The sequence below is a fragment of the Bacteroides sp. MSK.20.82 genome (genome assembly GCF_019052485.1).
In the GTDB taxonomy this organism is placed as follows: Bacteria; Bacteroidota; Bacteroidia; order Bacteroidales; family Bacteroidaceae; genus Bacteroides; species Bacteroides thetaiotaomicron.
Genome location: NZ_JAHQUN010000017.1, coordinates 61,996 through 81,565, shown reverse-complemented (window position 1 = coordinate 81,565; position 19,570 = coordinate 61,996). Strand labels below are relative to the sequence as shown.

19 protein-coding genes are annotated in these 19,570 nt (G+C 45.6%); 14 read left to right on the top strand and 5 right to left on the bottom strand.

The annotated features are described in order from the left end of the window. Positions 1-6 precede the first annotated feature (6 nt). The 5 genes from KTR07_RS15280 to KTR07_RS15260 all read right to left on the bottom strand — a co-directional run bounded on the left by KTR07_RS15280 (position 7) and on the right by KTR07_RS15260 (position 8,526). Positions 7-2,253 (bottom strand): alpha-xylosidase, encoded by a 2,247-nt coding sequence (locus KTR07_RS15280; protein ID WP_117981203.1) that lies wholly within the window; start codon positions 2,251-2,253, stop codon positions 7-9. A gap of 107 nt (positions 2,254-2,360) precedes the next feature. Continuing rightward, positions 2,361-4,211: a right-handed parallel beta-helix repeat-containing protein gene (locus tag KTR07_RS15275; RefSeq protein ID WP_048692273.1), complete on the bottom strand. Its 1,851-nt coding sequence runs from the start codon at positions 4,209-4,211 to the stop codon at positions 2,361-2,363. Positions 4,212-4,980: 769 nt separating this feature from the next. Beyond that, the gene (locus KTR07_RS15270) at positions 4,981-5,463 is read right to left on the bottom strand and encodes a DUF456 domain-containing protein (RefSeq protein ID WP_008760630.1); all 483 of its coding nucleotides are present in this window, start codon (positions 5,461-5,463) and stop codon (positions 4,981-4,983) included. Between the two features lie 77 nt (positions 5,464-5,540). Next, the gene (locus KTR07_RS15265) at positions 5,541-6,983 is read right to left on the bottom strand and encodes a hypothetical protein (RefSeq protein WP_016267894.1); all 1,443 of its coding nucleotides are present in this window, start codon (positions 6,981-6,983) and stop codon (positions 5,541-5,543) included. Further along, complete coding sequence (locus KTR07_RS15260) at positions 6,973-8,526, bottom strand: AAA family ATPase (RefSeq protein ID WP_117981204.1); 1,554 nt, start codon at positions 8,524-8,526, stop codon at positions 6,973-6,975. Before KTR07_RS15260 ends, KTR07_RS15265 begins: the two co-directional genes overlap by 11 nt. 292 nt (positions 8,527-8,818) lie before the next feature. Between KTR07_RS15260 and KTR07_RS15255 the strand changes: the two genes are divergently transcribed. The 14 genes from KTR07_RS15255 (at position 8,819) to KTR07_RS15190 (ending at position 19,535) form a co-directional block, all read left to right on the top strand. Then, positions 8,819-9,100 (top strand): tol-pal system YbgF family protein, encoded by a 282-nt coding sequence (locus KTR07_RS15255; RefSeq protein WP_008766138.1) that lies wholly within the window; start codon positions 8,819-8,821, stop codon positions 9,098-9,100. Positions 9,101-9,134: 34 nt separating this feature from the next. After that, positions 9,135-9,362, top strand: coding sequence for a ferredoxin family protein (locus tag KTR07_RS15250; protein ID WP_008760626.1), 228 nt, complete (start codon positions 9,135-9,137; stop codon positions 9,360-9,362). Between the two features lie 12 nt (positions 9,363-9,374). Then, positions 9,375-10,457 carry a 3-methyl-2-oxobutanoate dehydrogenase subunit VorB gene (locus KTR07_RS15245; RefSeq protein WP_117981205.1) on the top strand — a complete coding sequence of 361 codons (1,083 nt, stop codon included), beginning with the start codon at positions 9,375-9,377 and terminating at the stop codon, positions 10,455-10,457. Positions 10,458-10,467: 10 nt separating this feature from the next. Continuing rightward, the gene (locus KTR07_RS15240) at positions 10,468-10,644 is read left to right on the top strand and encodes a hypothetical protein (protein WP_008760624.1); all 177 of its coding nucleotides are present in this window, start codon (positions 10,468-10,470) and stop codon (positions 10,642-10,644) included. Positions 10,645-10,656: 12 nt separating this feature from the next. Then, complete coding sequence (locus tag KTR07_RS15235; RefSeq protein WP_117981206.1) at positions 10,657-11,421, top strand: thiamine pyrophosphate-dependent enzyme; 765 nt, start codon at positions 10,657-10,659, stop codon at positions 11,419-11,421. A 19-nt stretch (positions 11,422-11,440) separates the two neighbouring features. After that, positions 11,441-11,983 (top strand): 2-oxoacid:acceptor oxidoreductase family protein, encoded by a 543-nt coding sequence (locus KTR07_RS15230; protein WP_008760622.1) that lies wholly within the window; start codon positions 11,441-11,443, stop codon positions 11,981-11,983. 120 nt (positions 11,984-12,103) lie between these two features. Further along, complete coding sequence (locus tag KTR07_RS15225) at positions 12,104-14,146, top strand: putative porin (protein ID WP_008760621.1); 2,043 nt, start codon at positions 12,104-12,106, stop codon at positions 14,144-14,146. Between the two features lie 17 nt (positions 14,147-14,163). Further along, complete coding sequence (locus tag KTR07_RS15220) at positions 14,164-15,003, top strand: transporter substrate-binding domain-containing protein (protein WP_055299514.1); 840 nt, start codon at positions 14,164-14,166, stop codon at positions 15,001-15,003. Between the two features lie 464 nt (positions 15,004-15,467). After that, entirely contained in the window at positions 15,468-15,989 is a 522-nt protein-coding gene (locus KTR07_RS15215) for an RNA polymerase sigma factor (protein ID WP_008760619.1), read from the top strand. Continuing rightward, a complete protein-coding gene (locus KTR07_RS15210) occupies positions 15,986-16,447 on the top strand; it encodes a hypothetical protein (protein ID WP_117981207.1) in 462 nt (153 codons plus the stop codon). The genes KTR07_RS15215 and KTR07_RS15210 overlap by 4 nt, the downstream gene beginning before the upstream one ends. 23 nt (positions 16,448-16,470) lie before the next feature. Further along, the gene (locus tag KTR07_RS15205; RefSeq protein ID WP_032813845.1) at positions 16,471-16,917 is read left to right on the top strand and encodes a DUF6108 family protein; all 447 of its coding nucleotides are present in this window, start codon (positions 16,471-16,473) and stop codon (positions 16,915-16,917) included. A 23-nt stretch (positions 16,918-16,940) separates the two neighbouring features. Then, positions 16,941-17,843 carry a hypothetical protein gene (locus KTR07_RS15200; protein WP_117981208.1) on the top strand — a complete coding sequence of 301 codons (903 nt, stop codon included), beginning with the start codon at positions 16,941-16,943 and terminating at the stop codon, positions 17,841-17,843. Between the two features lie 113 nt (positions 17,844-17,956). Next, a complete protein-coding gene (locus KTR07_RS15195; RefSeq protein ID WP_008760615.1) occupies positions 17,957-18,943 on the top strand; it encodes a Gfo/Idh/MocA family protein in 987 nt (328 codons plus the stop codon). Positions 18,944-19,064: 121 nt separating this feature from the next. After that, positions 19,065-19,535 carry a nucleoside deaminase gene (locus KTR07_RS15190; RefSeq protein WP_008760614.1) on the top strand — a complete coding sequence of 157 codons (471 nt, stop codon included), beginning with the start codon at positions 19,065-19,067 and terminating at the stop codon, positions 19,533-19,535. The last annotated feature ends 35 nt before the right edge of the window (positions 19,536-19,570 follow it).

Genomic DNA, 19,570 nt, shown 5'->3' with positions numbered 1-19,570 from the left:
TATTCTTTATTTAGTCCAAAATCCTTTGTAATTATGATCTATGCGCAAGGCAATACTTTTGCTTAAATCCATCTCGTCCGTACAATTCACTTCCTCCGGATAAATCGGGATAACGGCATTCTCACGCACATAAACAGGCATCTCTTCCAAGGGCACATACACCTCTTTCAGCCAGCGTCCGCCTTGCAACCGTTCGCCGGTAAAGAAATTCACCCACTGTCCTTCGGGGAGATAAATGTCGCGACGGTTTTCGCTATTCATCACCGGAGCTACCAGGAAATCATTGCCGAAGTAATATTCGTCATCGATATGCCAGCAGAGTTTATCTTCCGGATGATGCAGGATGAGTGCCTGTAACAATGGCCAGCCACTTTCTACTGCCAGTTTACTTTGCTCTATGATGTAGGGAATCAACGAGTAACGCAGTTTCCACCACTTCTTCACCAGCGGGGCGATAGCCGGATAATGCCAGGGTTCCCGCTTATTGGTTCCATGATAACGGATATGTGAGGTGAACACTCCAAACTGGGTCCAGCGCATATAGACGTCATCCGCTACGATTGAGTTCATAAAATTGGGCAAGGTATGGAATCCGGGGACATCATGGCTCCAGAAGGCAAAGCCCGATAAACCGAAGTGCAGGCCTCCTTTGAGTGAACCGGCCATGCCATCCCATGAACTGCAGGAGTCACCTCCCCAGTGCAACGGATAACGCTGGCAACCCGCCCAAGCGGCACGTGCCCAGACAATGCCGTCCCCTGTTACCTCCTTTGTTATTTCGTAAGCTGCTTTCTGATAGAGCAAGGCATACAGGTTATTCAACAGTTCCGGTTTCATGCCCTTGTAGACAGCATCCATGTGGATATTTTCTCCGAAATCGGTTTTAATACAGGTGACTCCCATATCCAGAAGTTGCTTTAATAGCCCCTTGTACCATTCGGTTGCCTTCGGATAAGTAAAGTCGATAGTACCCGCATAATCCAGAGCCGAGAAGTTGGAACCGTCCGTGTCCTGCTGCTTCGTCAGAGGAGCTATATACTCATTCGCCTTTGCCTCTTCGATCTGTTCCGCATCTTCAGCAACATAAGGTAACTGCCATAAGGACACACGATAACCGTTCTTCTTCAATCTCTGAATGAATCCTTTCGGGTCGGGAAAACGTTCCTCGTTAAACTTCCATTCACACAGCCAGTCGGTTCTGAACCATCCGGTATCCAGATGGATGACATCGCAGGGATAATGTTCGGCACGCATACGGTCGCAGATCTCATTTACTTCGTCGGCACTGAAATAAGTCATCCGGCTCATCCACACTCCGAAGCTCCAGAGAGGAGGCATCGAAGGATATCCGGTCAGGTCACGGTAGCCGCGAAGTATCTCTTCCATCGCATCGCCGGCAATGACAAATGCATCCAGCATAGCCTGATCGCTCAGGAACTGTACGGAGCGGGTGGAATGTCCCGCCAGCGAAAGTTTGCTGTGGGCGCAGGTATGGTAAAAAGTCCCGTACATCCGGCTGGAGAGATAGAAAGGTATATTCTTATAGGTACGCCGGTTATTTACTCCCTGCCCGTCCTGATTCTTGAGGAAAAGCGTTTGTCCGCTCAAGTCCATTTTGAAGAAACGCTCTCCGGTTCCTGCAAAGCATTCGTCCGGCCGGCTCTCGAAAGAAAGGGTGGCACGTTCCTTTTTGCCCGTCCGTTTGCAGAAGGCAATGGGCAGTCCGTCATAGCGGGGAGGTGAGAAATGATCGTATGCTGCCAGGCGGATTTCGCGTTTGCCGTCAGGATACAGAGTGATGTCCAGTGTTTCCTGAGGATCGGGCAGTAACTCGCTCCATCGGTCCAAAGCCGGCTCTTCTACATTGATAGCGGCACGCTTCGTCCCGTCTTGGGTGAAAAGAATCCATTTGCCTCCCTGCTTCTCTACAGACAAAGGTACTCTGCGAATCCGTTCGCTGAATTGCAGCATTTCCGACTGATCTGTCAGTTCATATTCACCAAATCCAAGAAACAGACGGGTAATGCCGATATTATACTGGCGTATGATCAACGTATATTCTTCTCGGGGGACAGCCGTATCCGCAGCCATATCATTGGCTGACAGCTGTTTCTGAAAGGGAACCGTGACACAGATATCCCCGTCCCTTTCATAAACGGCTGTCGGTTTACAGGCTTTCCAAAGTGACTCATCCCTTGATAACTCTGTATCGAAATCAAGGAAATCGAACAAATGGTAATTAGTAGGTTTCATTTATGATCTATTATTATTAGTTTTATCTTCATGCAGACTTCACAAGTCTCTATGGCCCCACTTTTTGCACAGTCCGACACTGCGATAGGCTCAGTGTCGGACTGTACTTACTCCGGTTTTATCCTTCCGGCCTTATTCTTAATGCTTTCTGTCACTTGTGGTCCGTTATTTTTCCATACATTCCGATTGCCGGGACGATTCGAGTCGAAACGTTCAGTCGGACACCAGTTGTTTTCAATCGTATATCCGTCCGTAGCTTCATCCAAATAAATATAAAAGGCCCTGTCATTGGTGGCGTAAGATGCTTCTTCGAGATGTTCGATCCGATTATTCCGCATCACGGAGCCCGGTTGGTTGGAAAGCGTATAAAGTCCTCCGGCATCATACAGACGACGGGCAAAGTGATGTACGTAGTTGGCTTCTATCCGGTTGTTTTTCATTCCGCTTTCCAGCGATGTCCACCCCCAGCCGACACAAATACCCGAATAATTCAAGTGACAGACTTCATTATGGGAAATGTCGATACCGCTGACGTATCCCGCACCGATCCCCACGCACCCCCAGTCTTCATTGGTCACATCGGTGATCAGATTATTTTTAATGTTAATGTCCGTGCATAGGTTACGTTCTTCCGGAGGGATGAAAGGCACATGCGTCTCAAAACCTCCGTCGGGGAATGCACCAATCAGTATGCCTGTACCGCCGATATCCGAAAAGACACAATTCTCTATGCCAGAAGATGAAACAGCCCATTCATAATCCAGTCCGGTAGATGCCAGATGCCGGAACCTGCAGCGACTGAACGTAAGATGCTCAGTACCCCGTACACGTATTGCCGTTTCGGGGCGTGCAATCCACGCCTGGTTCTCCAGTTCCGCTTTCTCCGGAAGTCCCGGTTCATGCAGTTTATAAGCATCCAGCAGAGGAAAACCTCCTTGCAAAGTGACATGTCCCTGATAGGAAGGACGCATCCATGAAGTATGGGCAAAGGTGATTCCTTCCACTCGAATATGCCGCACCGGGCGTTCCAATGTGCCGTCTACAATCATCAATGTTTCCAGAGCAGGAACGATCACTTCGGCAGTCTCCATATCTTCTTCCGAGCGGGGATAATAGTAGATTGTCCCCGACGGATATTCCTGAAACCACTCTCCGGGTTGGTCCAGCAGTTCCAGAGCATTCGTCAGGCAAAAGGAAGAGTTGCCTTTCTCTCCCCCGATGACGGGCTGAGGCCACGGATGGGCAAACTCCAGATGACTCTCCGGTTCGTGAAAGCGAATGACGGCCTGTTCTCCCCTAACGTCTATACTCTTCACACGCAGAATGGCAATCGCCCAACGTTGATGAACTATCATTTCCAGTCGACGGGCATTGAGGAGGTTTCCGATCTGAGAAGCAGGGATTATTATCGTCTGTTCTTCCGGATTGAAATCAATCATCCGTTCCATCACTCCATCAGGAAACTGTGCCGCTCGCTGGGCCTTGTTGCCGTCTACCCACATCTGGCGGGTTTCTACGATTCTATTTCCAAAGGATGGCGCCTTTGCCACCCATATTTTTGATCTTAATTCCTTTGTAATCCGAGGATCATCACATCCCTTCTTCCATCCGGTCACTGCCACTCCGCCACTGATGACAGGATGCGCATTCTCCACCGCACGGATGAGTGTCGGAGAATCGGGCGTGCCGCTATCCTCCGGTCGGATAAACAAAGGAGCGGACTGTGCATAAACCCCGTCTTCCAAACAGATACAAATTCCTCCGGCCGCCTCGGGACGATTCAGCCTTCTCCATTCACGAGCCTGCTTGATGGCGCGATTCAAGGTAAGATAAGGAGCTTCTTTGGTACCTGCATTCCTGTCACTCCCATGCGGAGAAACATAAACCTCGCCTGCGACGAGAACGGAAAATAAACCTAAAGAAGCCATAAAAAGAAGAACAACGATTGTCTTTTTCATGGTACAAACTCAATGTGCTATTATAGTTAGGACGGGCATACATCAATTTAGTACTCGAATAGGATGAAAATAATAAAAATGCCATTGCTACAATTGGAGTACTTTCAGTATTCAGACTATTCAGTTTTACTCGCAAACGACTTGATAGAAGGGGATAGCGGCTGAAGGCACTATTTTGTACCCTGTCTTTAGGAGCTTCTAAACGGTGCAAGTGGCTTCAGTCCTTTCATCCTCAATAATAAATCCATAGTTAATTGGTTATAGCTCTTTGCATGCAAGTTGTAGCTACTCCGCATGCGAGGTGAATTTTATAAGCTCGGCGCTAAACGTCACTCAGTACCGAGGCGAAGGGTACTCAACACCGAGGGTAAGATTGGTGGGATACCGGCTTACTTCAAATCAATAAACTAACCAATAGTTCAGATAAAAAACAGAAGGTCTGTTTACCTCAAACAGAGCCTGTGTTTATTCCAAACAGAACCTTTGTTTGAGATAAACACAGGCTCTATTAAGTCAGTAACTACCGACGTTCGAATGGATTATTTTTCAGGCTGAAGGGACTGAAGCCACTTGCACCGTTCAGAAGCTCCTAAAGACAGGGTATAAAATGCCCCCTTCAGCCGCTATCCCCTTCTGACTGGGCATTTGCGGACAAGGCTGAAAGGACTGAATACGGAATGTCGTTTCTTTGTTGGCGAGGTCGAGTTTTGCCCCTTTTTGTTCCGAAAAGAAGCAAAAACTTATAATTCAAATCCGTACAAAACGAATTCTATGATCGAATAAACCCGACTATAAACTGATAACAGAAATAGCCACAAACTACAAATTTCAGGAATGTTCCCAGTAGAAATCCAATCAATGATCCTACCCCCGATCTAAGTGCTTGAGAAAACTCTTTATTCCCTAGCAATTCGCCAATAACTGCTCCCAAGAACGGACCGAAAATCACTCCCCAAGGCAGGAAAAGAAGGCCGATAAGGGTCCCGATGATACATCCCCAATTGCCCCATCTGCTACCACCGCTATACTTGCTGCCAAGCATAGGGGTGAAGTAGTCCAAGACTTGCACGACAAGAACAATCAGCAGCCATACAATAAGTTGTGTGGTAGTGTATTGAACCTTATCCGTAAAATGAAGAAGGACCAATCCCAAATAAGCAACGGGAGGACCGGGTAGAAAGGGAAGAATACATCCCATCAGTCCGGTAATGAGGCATAACACACCTAGTATAATCAGAATAATATCTAACATCGTTTTATTGCATTTGAAAGATGTACTTTATATCCGGTGGCAATTTAAGCAAATAAACCGAATCCTCCAAAAAACAATCAGTAACGTCGGGAAGGAGTATAATCAATTCTATAAATACGGTCGAAGAAAGGACTCCATTCATTCTCCGCAATCCCAAGTTGCAGACCGTAGAAATGCGTATCCACTTTTCTATATTCCAGCATCTTGTCAGTCAGTTCCGGCACGGATAAAGGTATCTTAAAATCACTGATCCATAACACATCCGCATTCATATACTCCTTTTTTGACTGAAGCAACCGGAAGATAGCTTGCAGCATTCGGGTAGCATCCGTATCTCCACAAGAGGTGGTGGAGAAAAATTCAAGCAGCCGCGCCCTCTCTCTCCGCACATCAATCGGATTGATGGATACAGAAAAGGCAATCAGGAAACAGTCCCGACGTTGCCTGTCAGCTATTTCCAATATTTTAATCAGCAGCGAATATGCAATCTTTTCCGGTTTCCCGACCATGCTTCCGGAAGTGTCCAGACAGACTATCATCGGTCCTTTCTGCGTAGCAGGCTTTATTTCCAGTCGCCGTGCCGGTTGCATGATCTCGGATTTATAGCGGAAGGTCTGAAGTTTTCGGGTAACATATTTATAGACAAACAAGTCTTCCAGCTCATCATCGGCACAATGCGCCAGTTCTGTAGGAAGCAATGCGTTCAGGTCATTCCCTACTGTGATACCCAAAATGTCACTTTTAGAAGAATGCTCCATCTTATATACATTCCCCTGCGCGACATGTAGCTGCTCCTGTCCTTCATCGTCAGCCATACGCCCCATCTTATTGGCAACCTTGACCACTTCCGGATATTCTTTCTGAATGCGGACAATTTTGCGTATCCGCTCAAAATCCACCGTATTCCACATACCGCTCATCAAGCCCCAAGCCTGATAGAACTCGTCTTTCTCTATGTTATTTTGCCGGATATATCCGGGGATATTCCTGAGATTGGCATGAAGTCTGCGTTCGAAATCATCTTTGCGCTGTTCTATCTCCTTTTCCTTTTGCTCCTTCAAATCCCGTTGGAAAGCCTCTTTCCAGTCGTCCACCATCCTCTCCCAGACTTCCTCATCCGCATATTTCCCTTCATTGCCGAACTGCCCCTGATAAAATGCCTTGTCGAAACCATTACCTTCATGTTTGTCGGCAACCTCCTGTAGTAAAGCCTGCCACCCGTCTTTCCGCTTGGTCTCGGACCATTCCAGCACAAGTTCCATTCCTTGCTGTTCCGACTGGCTTTTCTGCATATTGTACTTTTGCTTTTCCAGATTCAGACGGATAAACTGGCTCATTGCATCGTAAAAGATTCGGGCACAAAGTTCATCACTCAGGACTTGTATCTTTATCATCGGATCGTTCATGACGGAAAGCAGGTAAGCGTACAGCGGTTCGTTATCCGCCTCCGCACACTCTCCGGTCGCTACATACTTATCCAGCACCTGCACATAAAATGCAGCATCATATCTAAGACTCATCGCTGTATCTCAGTTTACGGACATCCACACGTGCCCATGCAATCTCTTTACGAAGGGTCGCCACATATTGTGCCACCCCTTTTTTATCTTCTTCGGAAATAAAAATATTCTCAGACAAGTCTTTTACTAATTTCTCAATCCGGTCATGGGCTGTCTCCAACTCCGTCTCATAATCCCGGTCGGTGAGAGTCATATTGCCCAGCCACAACTGCTGTTGCTCTCCCCTCTTCAGCCGACGCATCGGAAAGCGGACACCATTGATATAAAGATTCTTCTCATCCCTGTAAAGTGTCACCCTTTCGGCACCTTGTTCCTTCATTTTGGTGGCATCCGAAAAAGTACGTATAATCGTTCGCTTCGGATTCAGCGGATCGGCATACATGACTCCTGTTGCAGGAACATCCTTCGGACTGTATTCTTTCAGATTCTTATAATCCACAATAAATATGTAGGTATTTCCCGTACCATGATTCTCTATCTGATAGTAGAAATGATCGATGATCATCAAATCATCGTCTCTGCGGTCACCTTTCTGACGGGCTTTCTCCAATGCTTCACGCACGCGGCTCACTTTCAGGTCCGACTTTAATGATAAGTTGATAGCGGCTATCTCCTTCACATAAGGAACAAACAGCGCACGGACAACGATCTGCCGGATATCCGCACACTCTTCCGGTTCATTCCACAAGCAGTGGTAAACAGGTAATAAATCTGTCAGACAGACTTCCTTCCGACCATGAATGAAAGCAGAAGCTTTCAGCAGCTTCACGATATTCTTCCAGCGACGGTCGCTCACATAGACATTCCGATGTACTTCCGAGCCTTGAATCTCGACTTTCTCCAGGTTCTTACGGATTTCTGTGATGCAGGACAGGACTTCGGCAGATACCTTGATCTGCCGTATCTCTTTCTGCCATCCAGCATATTCCTCATCCGAAATCTGCCACCGACATGCTTCCTGTTCTTCTTCGTCACCATCGTCCAGCAACATTTGATAGAACGCTTCCTCCTGTTTCACGCAAGTGCTGATAATGCGAATCAAGAAACGGTCCCACAAGGCTTCCAGTCCTTCGCCCTGCGTAGGCAGTTCATTACTGGCAGCCACCAGCAGCTTCAACGGAAGTTTCAGCTCCGTATCTCCATTACGAAACAGCTTTTCATTGATGACCGTCAGTAACGTATTCTGAATAGCCGGACCGGCTTTCCATATTTCATCCAGAAACACGACATCCGCTGTAGGCAGATACCCGTCCACAGCACGCTCATATTTATCCGATTCCTTCAGACGGCTGATGCTCACCGGACCAAAGATCTCATCAGGTGTGGAGAAACGGGACATCAGGTATTCAAATGCCCTTGCATCTACAAAAGCTCTCTTCAACCGACGGGCCACCATCGACTTTGCCACCCCAGGAGGTCCCAGCAACAAAATACTTTCGCCCGCCAAAGCAGCCAGCAAAGACAAACCGATTTCAGCCTCTTTCTCATATACCCCCCTGTTCATTTCGGACAGCAGCAACTGTATACGTTCTTTTATTTCCATATTATTCTTTGATTCTGCACATAAATAAAGATGTTATTCACCTTACCGCCTATGCATTGTTTGCAGATAAACGGCTTGCAAATATACGGTTTTACCTGTCATTAACATAAATACATCTTCTCTAATTCTGTCTTTTATACTCAAGAATTATCTTAAGGCATATTTAATATTGATTATTTATTCACCCAATATGCAATAAAAACAAAAGGAGGTAAATTTCCTTTCTCATTTTCCCCCATTTACATAAATAAAAACTATCTTTGCGATTCAGAATCCCGAAAGACGAAAGAAAATGGAGCAAATAGACAACCTAAAAGAGCTTATCAATCAAGGGGATGTGGACATAGCAATCAAGCAACTGGACCAACTTCTCCAAGACGATTCTGTCGAGAAAGATAAAGATATGCTCTACTATTTACGGGGAAATGCCTACCGAAAAAAAGGAGATTGGAAGCAGGCGCTGGATAACTACCAGTATGCTATCGATCTTAATCCCGACAGCCCCGCTGTTCAAGCCAGAACAATGGCGATAGATATCCTGAATTTCTACCACAAAGATATGTATAATCAATAACCGAATTCAAAGATAACGTAATAAAATAGAGATTATGGCAAAAATTAAAGGAGCAATCGTAGTCGACACGGAGCGTTGCAAAGGATGCAACCTATGTGTAGTAGCGTGTCCGCTCGATGTAATCGCCCTCAACAAAGAGGTAAATATGAAAGGCTATAACTATGCCTGGCAAGTAAAAGAAGATACCTGCAACGGATGCAGTTCGTGTGCAATGGTTTGTCCCGACGGATGTATCTCAGTGTATAAAGTAAAAGTAGAATAAAAGAAAAAGAATATGGCAGAAGAAGTTGTATTAATGAAAGGAAACGAAGCCATCGCCCACGCAGCTATCCGTTGCGGTGCGGACGGATACTTCGGATATCCTATTACTCCCCAATCGGAAGTACTGGAAACGCTTGCCGAACTGAAACCGTGGGAAACAACCGGCATGGTAGTTCTCCAGGCAGAAAGTGAAGTGGCAGCTATCAATATGGTATATGGAGGCGCAGGTAGTGGAAAGATGGTATTGACCTCTTCCTCAAGTCCCGGCGTGAGTCTGAAACAGGAAGGTATCTCCTACATCGCAGGTGCCGAACTTCCTTGTCTGATTGTAAACGTAATGCGCGGCGGCCCCGGATTGGGAACCATCCAGCCGAGTCAGGCGGACTACTTCCAGACAGTGAAAGGAGGCGGTCACGGTGACTACAGACTGATTGCCCTTGCTCCGGCATCCGTACAGGAAATGGCGGATTTCGTTGCACTCGGATTCGAACTTGCTTTCAAATACCGTAATCCGGCTATTATCCTTGCCGACGGTGTAATCGGACAGATGATGGAAAAAGTAGTTCTTCCTGCACAGAAGCCACGCCGCACCGATGCAGAAGTTATCGAACAATGTCCGTGGGCTGCTACCGGAAAAGCGAAAGGTCGTAAACCGAATATTATTACTTCACTCGAACTGAAGCCGGAAGCAATGGAAATCAACAACATCCGTTTCCAGGCTAAATACAAACAGATTGAGGAAAACGAAGTACGCTTCGAAGAAATCAACTGCGAAGATGCAGAATATCTGATCATAGCTTTCGGTTCCATGGCACGTATCGGTCAGAAAGCAATGGAACTTGCCCGCGAAAAAGGAATCAAAGTAGGTATTCTTCGCCCCATCACTTTGTGGCCGTTCCCGACCAAAGCCATTGCCGCCTACGCTGACAAAGTGAAAGGTATGCTCGTTACAGAATTGAATGCCGGACAGATGATTGAAGATGTCCGCCTGGCTGTCAATGGTAAAATAAAGGTAGAACATTTCGGACGTCTCGGCGGTATTGTTCCCGATCCGGATGAAATTGTAACTGCTCTGGAAGAAAAAATAATCAAATAACGAAACGACGATGAATCCCGATAAAATAAGAAACGTATTGAACATCCTTTTCATGATATTGGCACTTGCCGCTATCATTGTCTACTTTGTAGTAGGAAAGGAAGATTTTAAAATGTTTATCTACGTATGCGGCGCGGCAATCTTTGTCAAGCTGATGGAGTTTTTTATACGGTTCACCAACAGATAAGGAGAAGAAGTTATGACTAAAGAAGAAATAATCAAACCTGAGAATCTGGTTTATAAAAAACCGACTCTGATGAATGATAATGCCATGCACTACTGCCCGGGTTGCAGTCACGGCGTGGCTCACAAGCTCGTTGCCGAAGTTATTGAGGAAATGGGTATGGAAGAAAAAACGGTGGGAGTCTCTCCGGTAGGATGCGCAGTTTTCGCCTACAACTATCTGGATATAGACTGGCAGGAAGCTGCTCACGGACGTGCACCTGCGGTGGCTACAGCTATCAAACGCTTATGGCCCGACCGTCTCGTTTTCACTTATCAGGGTGACGGTGACCTAGCTTGTATCGGTACTGCCGAAACAATTCACGCACTGAACCGTGGCGAAAATATTACTATTATCTTCATCAATAACGCTATCTACGGTATGACCGGCGGACAAATGGCTCCGACGACTCTGGTAGGCATGAAGAGCTCTACTTGTCCTTACGGACGTGATGTCGAACTGCACGGCTATCCATTGAAGATTACCGAGATTGCCGCCCAACTGGAAGGAACTGCTTACGTTACGCGTCAGTCGGTACAATCAGTGCCCGCCATCCGCAAAGCCAAGAAGGCAATACGCAAGGCGTTCGAAAATTCGATGAACGGCAAAGGTTCCAATCTGGTAGAAATCGTATCAACTTGTAGCTCCGGCTGGAAGATGACTCCGGAAAAATCAAATAAATGGATGGAGGAACACATGTTCCCATTCTATCCGCTGGGTGATTTAAAAGATAAAGAATAACGCAAAAGTCAACAGAACAATGAAAGAAGAAATAATTATTGCTGGATTCGGTGGACAAGGCGTATTGTCCATGGGTAAAATCCTTGCTTATTCCGGACTGATGGAAGGAAAAGAAGTGAGCTGGATGCCGGCATACGGTCCTGAACAACGAGGCGGAACAGCCAATGTGACAGTGATTGTCAGCGATGACAAAATCTCTTCACCGATCCTGAGTAAATATGATACGGCGATCATACTGAACCAGCCTTCACTGGAAAAGTTTGAAAGCAGAGTAAAGCCGGGCGGTATCCTGATCTATGACGGATATGGGATTATCAACCCTCCTACCCGCAAGGATATCAAAGTATATCGCATCGACGCAATGGATGCTGCCAACGAAATGAATAATGCGAAAGCCTTCAATATGATCGTACTTGGCGGTTTACTGCAACTCCGTCCTATCGTAACTCTGGAAAACGTCATCAAAGGATTGAAGAAAACTCTTCCGGAACGCCATCACCACTTGATTCCTATGAACGAGGAAGCGATCAAAAAAGGAATGGAATTAATCCACGAAGTTTAATAAATTAAGAGTTTAAAATTGAGAATTGAGAATTATTTGCTAGATAATAGCGCGATGCAACATAATTTTCAATTCTCAATTCTCAATTCTCAATTTAAGTAAGTATCTTTGCCTCCAATTATGAGACGAATCTTACTATTATATATATTATTCTCCGTTGTAGGACTGAGTGCTATCCATGCACAGCTCAACCCTGCCCGCCAACAAATCGACGAGAACGGACGCGACCAATATGGTAATCAGGTAGACCCTGCCATGATTCCGGACAAACTGGATAGTGCCAATGTTGAAGTACAGGGATTGCCACCTACACTCTACATGTGGCGCATTAAAAATCAATTGGGCGACCGGACAATGATTCCGGCAGATACAACTTATCATCACTTTCAGAATACGAATCTTACAGAAGGAATCACCGGACATTATAATTATCTGGCCAACCTAGGTTCACCGCGTCTGTCGCGTATCTTCTTTGAGCGTCGTTATCCGGAGCCAACCATCTTTATGGAGCCTTTCTCCAGCTTTTTCATTCGCCCGACGGAATTTAACTTTACGAATAGTAATGTTCCTTATACTAACCTGACCTATCACAAGGCCGGAAATAAGCAAAATGGAGAAGAACGTTTCAAATCTTATTTTTCAGTCAATGTAAACAAGAAGCTGGCTTTCGGCTTTAATATTGATTATCTGTATGGCCGAGGCTACTATAATAATCAAAATACTTCTTATTTTAATGCCGCGCTTTTCGGTAGTTACATTGGCGACCGCTATCAGGTGCAGGGAATCTATAGCAACAACTATCTGAAAACGAATGAGAACGGTGGTATCACTGACGACCGATACATTACCGCACCGGAAGAAATGGCAGAAGGAAGAAAAGAATATGAATCTGTCAATATCCCTACCGTACTCAATGCCAGTGCCAACCGTAACCATGACTTCTATGTCTTTCTGACACAACGCTATAATCTGGGATTCCACCGGGATATTCCACAGGCAGAAAATGATACGATGCCTGCCAAACAGGAATTTGTTCCGGTCACCAGCTTTATACATACCATTCAGGTAGAACGTTCGCGCCATAATTTCCGTTCGGATGATAATGTAGAAAACTATTACAAGCAAACTCTCCTTGATAAAGAGAATACATTCGTCAGAGACAGTACTGTCTATATCGGAGTCAAGAATACCATAGGTATTGCTTTGCTCGAAGGCTTCAACAAATATGCAAAAGCCGGATTGACAGCCTTTGCCTCACATAAGCTGAGCAAATATTCATTAATGAGCCTAGACCCGCTAAAGCAGGATAAATACAATGAGACAGAAATCTATATCGGTGGCGAACTGACTAAAAAACAGGGAAACTTTCTTCATTATCATGCAATCGGTGAAGTGGGCATGGCAGGAAAGGCTATCGGACAGTTTGATGTCAAAGGAGATATCGACTTAAATATCCCTTTATGGAAAGATACCGTCAGTGTGATTGCACGCGGAGAAATCAGTAATAAACTTGCTCCATTCTACATGCGTCATTACCACTCCAAACATTTTTGGTGGGATGATGATATGGATAAGGAATTCCGCACCCGTATCGAAGGCGAGCTGAGCATAGCTAATTGGGGGACCCGCTTAAGAGCCGGTGTTGAAAATATAAAGAACTATACTTATTTCAACCAGCAGGCATTACCGGAACAAAAAGGTGGTAGCTTGCAAGTAGTATCAGCTTGCTTCAATCAGGATTTCAAAGTGGGAATCTTCCATCTGGACAATGAAGTGATCTGGCAGAAATCCAGTGATCAGGCTGTACTTCCATTGCCGGAACTTTCGCTGTATCATAACTTCTATATGCAGTTCAAGCTGGCGAAAAAAGTATTGAGTGTACAATTAGGTGCTGATGTACGTTACTTCACTAAATATGATGCTCCGGCCTATATGCCTGCTACACAGCAGTTCTACCTGCAACCGGAAGAAGGTAAAGTAGAGATAGGCGGTTATCCGATAGTGAATGTTTATGCTAACTTACACTTGAAACGTACCCGTTTCTATGTGATGATGTATCACGTCAATCAGGGAATGAGCAAACCTAATTACTTCCTGGCACCTCATTACCCCATTAACCCACGTGTGCTGAAATTCGGACTTTCATGGAACTTCTATGATTAACAAAACCTCTATGGCTTATGAAAACGCGCCCGAAATTGAGACTATTCAGATATCTGTTGCCGGTAGTCATTGTACTGGCACTCATCTTCTCTGTCCGCTATTGCGGTAAGCAGGAAAAACCTCGGGGGCATCCACGTGATTATGCAGCCATCGCCAAAGAAGGTATCCTGCGTGTAGCCACCGAATATAATTCAATCAGTTTTTATGTAGACAGTGACACTGTCTCCGGATTCCATTATGAACTGATAGAAGCGTTCGCACGTGACAAGGGGCTGAAAACTGAAATCACTCCTGTCATGAGCTTCGACGAACGGCTGAGAGGATTAAGCGACGGACGCTACGATGTCATAGCTTACGGAATACTGGCAACCAGCGAACTGAAAGATTCCCTGCTTCTCACCTCCCCCATCATACTCAACAAGCAGGTGCTGGTGCAACGAAAAGCGAACGGGGAGAATGATTCGCTTTATATCCGAAACCAATTGGACCTTGCCCAAAAGACACTTCATGTGGTGAAAGGCTCGCCTTCTATTCTACGTATTCAGAATCTGGGAAATGAAATCGGAGATACTATTTATATAAAGGAAATAGAGAAATACGGTTCAGAGCAGTTGATTTCGTTAGTTGCTCATGGAGATATCGATTATGCCGTCTGTGATGAAAGCATTGCCCGTGCAGTGGCAGATTCATTGCCTCAGGTAGATATCAATACCGCAATCAGTTTTACTCAATTCTACTCATGGGCAGTCAGCAAGCAATCACCCGCATTGCTCGATAGTTTGAATACATGGCTGGATAAATTCCAAAAAGAAAAAGAGTATCAAAAGATTTACCGGAAATACTATGGTGATAAATAGATAAAAAATAATACGCCGAAGACTTGACTTTCGCATTTGAATGTCGTATCTTTGTCAACGTAATCATAAAGTAGTTTCAGTTAAACTACACGTAAAGGAGGGAATCACAGTTCCCTCCTTTCTTTTTGTTACAATGAATGAAAATCAGCCTTTTTCCCAGCTTTTTGCTCATTTTACCCCCGAGCTTAGTCCGTTTTACCTCGTTTGTTACCATACTTAACATAGTATCTTATGACTAATTAGATGCTTTGTTATGATTAATCAGATGCTTTGTTATCCATAAACCGATGCTTTGTTATCCATAAACCGATGCTTTGTTATCCCAAAACAGAAGCTCTGTTTCCGGACAGCTCCCAAGAGTTAACAATCAATAAAGTTGCTCTTGACAAAAATTTGCTCTACTTTTGAAAAAAATTCCCTTTTCGATGTCACGTTTTTAATCCGCCACCGTCTTATCAGTGTAAATGGAACTGAAACAATTTAAAATAACCGTTGTACCCCTTCGAGACAAGCTGCTGAACTACGCCCGAAGGATGACAGATGATCCTTCGGATGCGGAAGATGCCGTACAGGAAGTCATGCTGAAGCTGTGGAATCTGCGCCAGAAGCTAGACGAGTACAGAAGTATCGAAGCCGTAGCCATGACCATGACGCATCATCTCTGCATGGATATGTGGCGTGCCAAACGACCGGACACTCTATCACTCGACCGTGTACAGGCTCCCACCCCTTCGGCCACTCCGGAGCGACTGCTGGAAGAGAAAGATGAGTTCAGACTGATGCGGGAAATTATCGACTCCCTGCCTACGCTGCAACGAACGATTATCCGCATGAAAGACATCGAAGAGTACGAGACGGAAGAGATTGCCGAAATCACCGGCTGCAACGCAGAAGCCATCCGCAGTAATCTGTCGAGGGCCCGCAAGAAAGTAAGGGAAGTCTATTTGCAAACGATACAAGAACGAAAAAGGAGGAACAAAGCATGAAAGATATAGAAACCTTGCTAAACAAATATTTCGAAGGAGAAACCACTTGCGAAGAAGAACGCAGACTACGACGTTTCTTTGCCGAAGGGCTCGTACCGGAACATCTGGAGGTATATTGCCCGATGTTCGCTTTCTTCGAAGCGGAACAGAAGGAACTTGCGGAAATCTCCGGTAAAGGTAATGCCGCCGAGATGCCGGAACTCGCCCCATTCGAGAAAAAGACAAAAACGGTCAGACAGTATCTGACTTACAGTCTCAGTGCTGCCGCTGCCGCCATCCTGCTACTGGTGGGCATCTCCGGTATCTACCGTCATCTATCCCCTGCACCGGCCAACTATGTGATCATTGACGGGAAGGAATATACGGACGTTCATTTAATCCGCGAACAGGCGATGGTCGCCTTTCGTGACGTCAGCCTCAGCGAGGAGGAAGTGTTCGCTACTTTATTTGATGAATAATATAAAAACAGCATATAATTATGATGAATAAAATCATTCGTACCACACTAATCACCCTGTTACTTACATTCGCCGCCCATGCGGCCGCCCAACAGGGACTACAGATTGCCACCGTCTTTCAGAAGTACGGAAAGCAAAAAGGGGTAACTATGGTAGAGCTATCCAATGAAATGCTGGAAACTTACCAGATGACTCTCTATAAAAGTCTTGTGTTCAAGGATGCCAGTGATGCACTACCTACGATTCTCCGTTGCCTGGAAGCCGACAAGAAGAAAGCAAAGAAGGTGAAAGAAGTGGTTTCCAACGGGCAAATCAAGTCCGGCTATTACCAGCTTCCCCAGCTCAAGGAGGATGTGAACCGCTTTATCCTCTTCAAAACCGGAAAGAAAGATTCGGCTACCCTTATCTATATCGAAGGAGAACTGGATGCCGACGACCTGATCACCATGTTATTCATGAAGAAAGAATAAAAAACAGATAAAGAAATACGAATATGAAAAAACTATTATTACTATGGCTCATGATAGCTCCAATGAGCGGAATGGCACAAAATGAAAGTACACCGCAGGATACAACACTTTACGTCAACGGACGGAAGATCGTGATCAAGGAACAAGGCGACAAGATTAAAGTGAAACTCTACGAAAGCGCATCCGGCGGAGATACGATAACAAACGCGCAAATCTTCGAAGGAGTCTACCTGAACGGGCAGAGTACGGAAAGCCGTACCGTGCTGAGCGCTCTCCCCTTCTCGAAGAAAAACAACAAGAGAAACAGGTTCGAGCCACATGCCGGCGGATTCTACATCGGCTACACCCGACTGTCCAATGACTTCCTCTCATTCAATCCGTCGAACGGTGCCGACCTCAACACCAGTCATTCATGGGAGATAGGCGGCAATCTGTTTACCGGTTCGCACGCTTTTGCACCTACCTATAACTGGGGGATCACCATCGGACTAGGATGGGGATACCGCAGTATGCGCCTGGACGGCAATGATGTATTTCGTGAAATAGACGGAGTGACTGAAATTTACTCCGGCATGGAGGCAGAAGAGCCTACAGAGTACAGCAAAAGCCGTCTGCGCTATTTCTACTTCCGCATTCCGCTCTCTATCGAATGGCAAACACGGCTCAACGGCAAAGGTCCTTTGTTCTTTGCTGTAGGTCCCGAAGCCGAAATACGTCACGGATTCAGATCCAAAGCCAAAGTCAACGGATCGAAGAAGACGATTGACAAGGGACTGAACGGGCGCCCGCTAGGTATCAACTTACTTGCACAAGCCGGTTATGCGGATTTAGGAGTGTATATGCGTTACTCCACCTACGGCCTCTTTGAGAAGAACAAAGGTCCCGAACTTTATCCGTTCTCTTTCGGTGTATGCTGGTACTGGTAAAGTAAAAACTCAGCCCCTTGCCTATTTCTGACAGTTAACAATCAATAAAGTTGTTCTTAATAAAAAATAGCTTTATCTTTGGGAGTTGTTAAAACAAGCACAATAGGTATATTATGAGTGAAAAGATGATTAAATGGGGCTTCATCGGCTGCGGAGAAGTAACCAAAACCAAAAGTGGCCCCGCCTTTCAAAAGGTAGAACATTCTGAAGTAGTAGCTGTAATGAGCCGCGACGGCGCCAAAGCAAAGGCTTACGCAAAAGAAAGAGGAATCAGAAAATGGTATGATGACGCTCAGGAACTGATAGACGATCCGGAAGTAAATGCCATTTATATCGCCACTCCTCCTTCTTCACACGCTACATACGCCATTATGGCTATGAAAGCAGGCAAGCCTGCCTATATTGAAAAACCAATGGCTGTCACTTATGAGGAGTGTACACGCATCAACCGTATTTCTAAGGAAACGGGTGTTCCCTGTTTCGTCGCATATTACCGCCGCTATCTCCCCTACTTTCAGAAAGTGAAAGAAATGGTAGAGAACGGTTCTATCGGTAATGTCATAAACGTACAAGTCCGCTTTGCACAGCCGCCACGTGATTTGGATTACAACCGTGAAAATCTTCCTTGGCGTGTACAGGCTGATATTGCCGGTGGCGGTTACTTCTATGACCTCGCCCCGCATCAGATCGACTTGCTGCAAGATATGTTCGGCTGCATCCTCGAAGCCAGCGGATATAAGAGCAATCGTGGAGGGCTTTATCCTGCCGAAGATACGCTGAGCGCCTGCTTCCAGTTCGACAACGGATTGGTCGGCAGTGGTTCATGGTGCTTTGTTGCCCATGATTCCGCCCGCGAAGACCGCATCGAAATTATCGGAGATAAAGGTATGATCTGCTTCTCTGTCTTTACGTACGAGCCGATTGGTCTGCACACCGAACGCGGCCGGGAGGAAATCTGTATCGGTAATCCTGAGCATGTTCAACAACCTCTTATTCAGGCAGTAGTAGATCATCTGCTCGGTAAGTCAGTCTGCTCATGCGACGGAGAAAGTGCTACCTTGACTAACTGGGTAATGGACAAAATATTAGGGAAGCTCTAAGATAATGCTCCCTCGTTTGTTTCTTAAAATAATTTAATCACTTTATTCTATCGTTAGTTTTCTTTATATTTGCGAAAGGTAGCAATAAAAGCAAAACTAACGATATTTATTTTTTATAACTATGACCAAAGAAGAACTAATGAGGAAAGCAATAGAGCTTTCGAAGGAAAATGTTGCTAATGGTGGAGGCCCGTTCGGAGCTGTCATTGCAACAAAAGAAGGAGAAATTATAGCTACAGGAGTCAACAGAGTAACCTCTTCATGTGATCCCACTGCTCATGCCGAAGTTAGTGCCATACGTGCCGCAGCCGCGAAACTGGGAACATTCAACCTCAGCGGATACGAAATCTATACTTCATGCGAACCTTGCCCGATGTGTCTGGGTGCCATCTATTGGGCACGACTGGACAAAATGTATTATGGGAACAACAAGACAGATGCCAAAAACATCGGTTTTGACGATTCCTTTATTTATGATGAGCTGGCTCTAAAACCTGCCGACAGAAAACTTCCCTCGGAAGTATTATTGCACAACGAAGCCATTACAGCCTTTGAAGCCTGGATGTCCAAAGAAGACAAAGTAGAATATTAGCATCTAATCTCACTTAAACTCACTAATACTTAGTA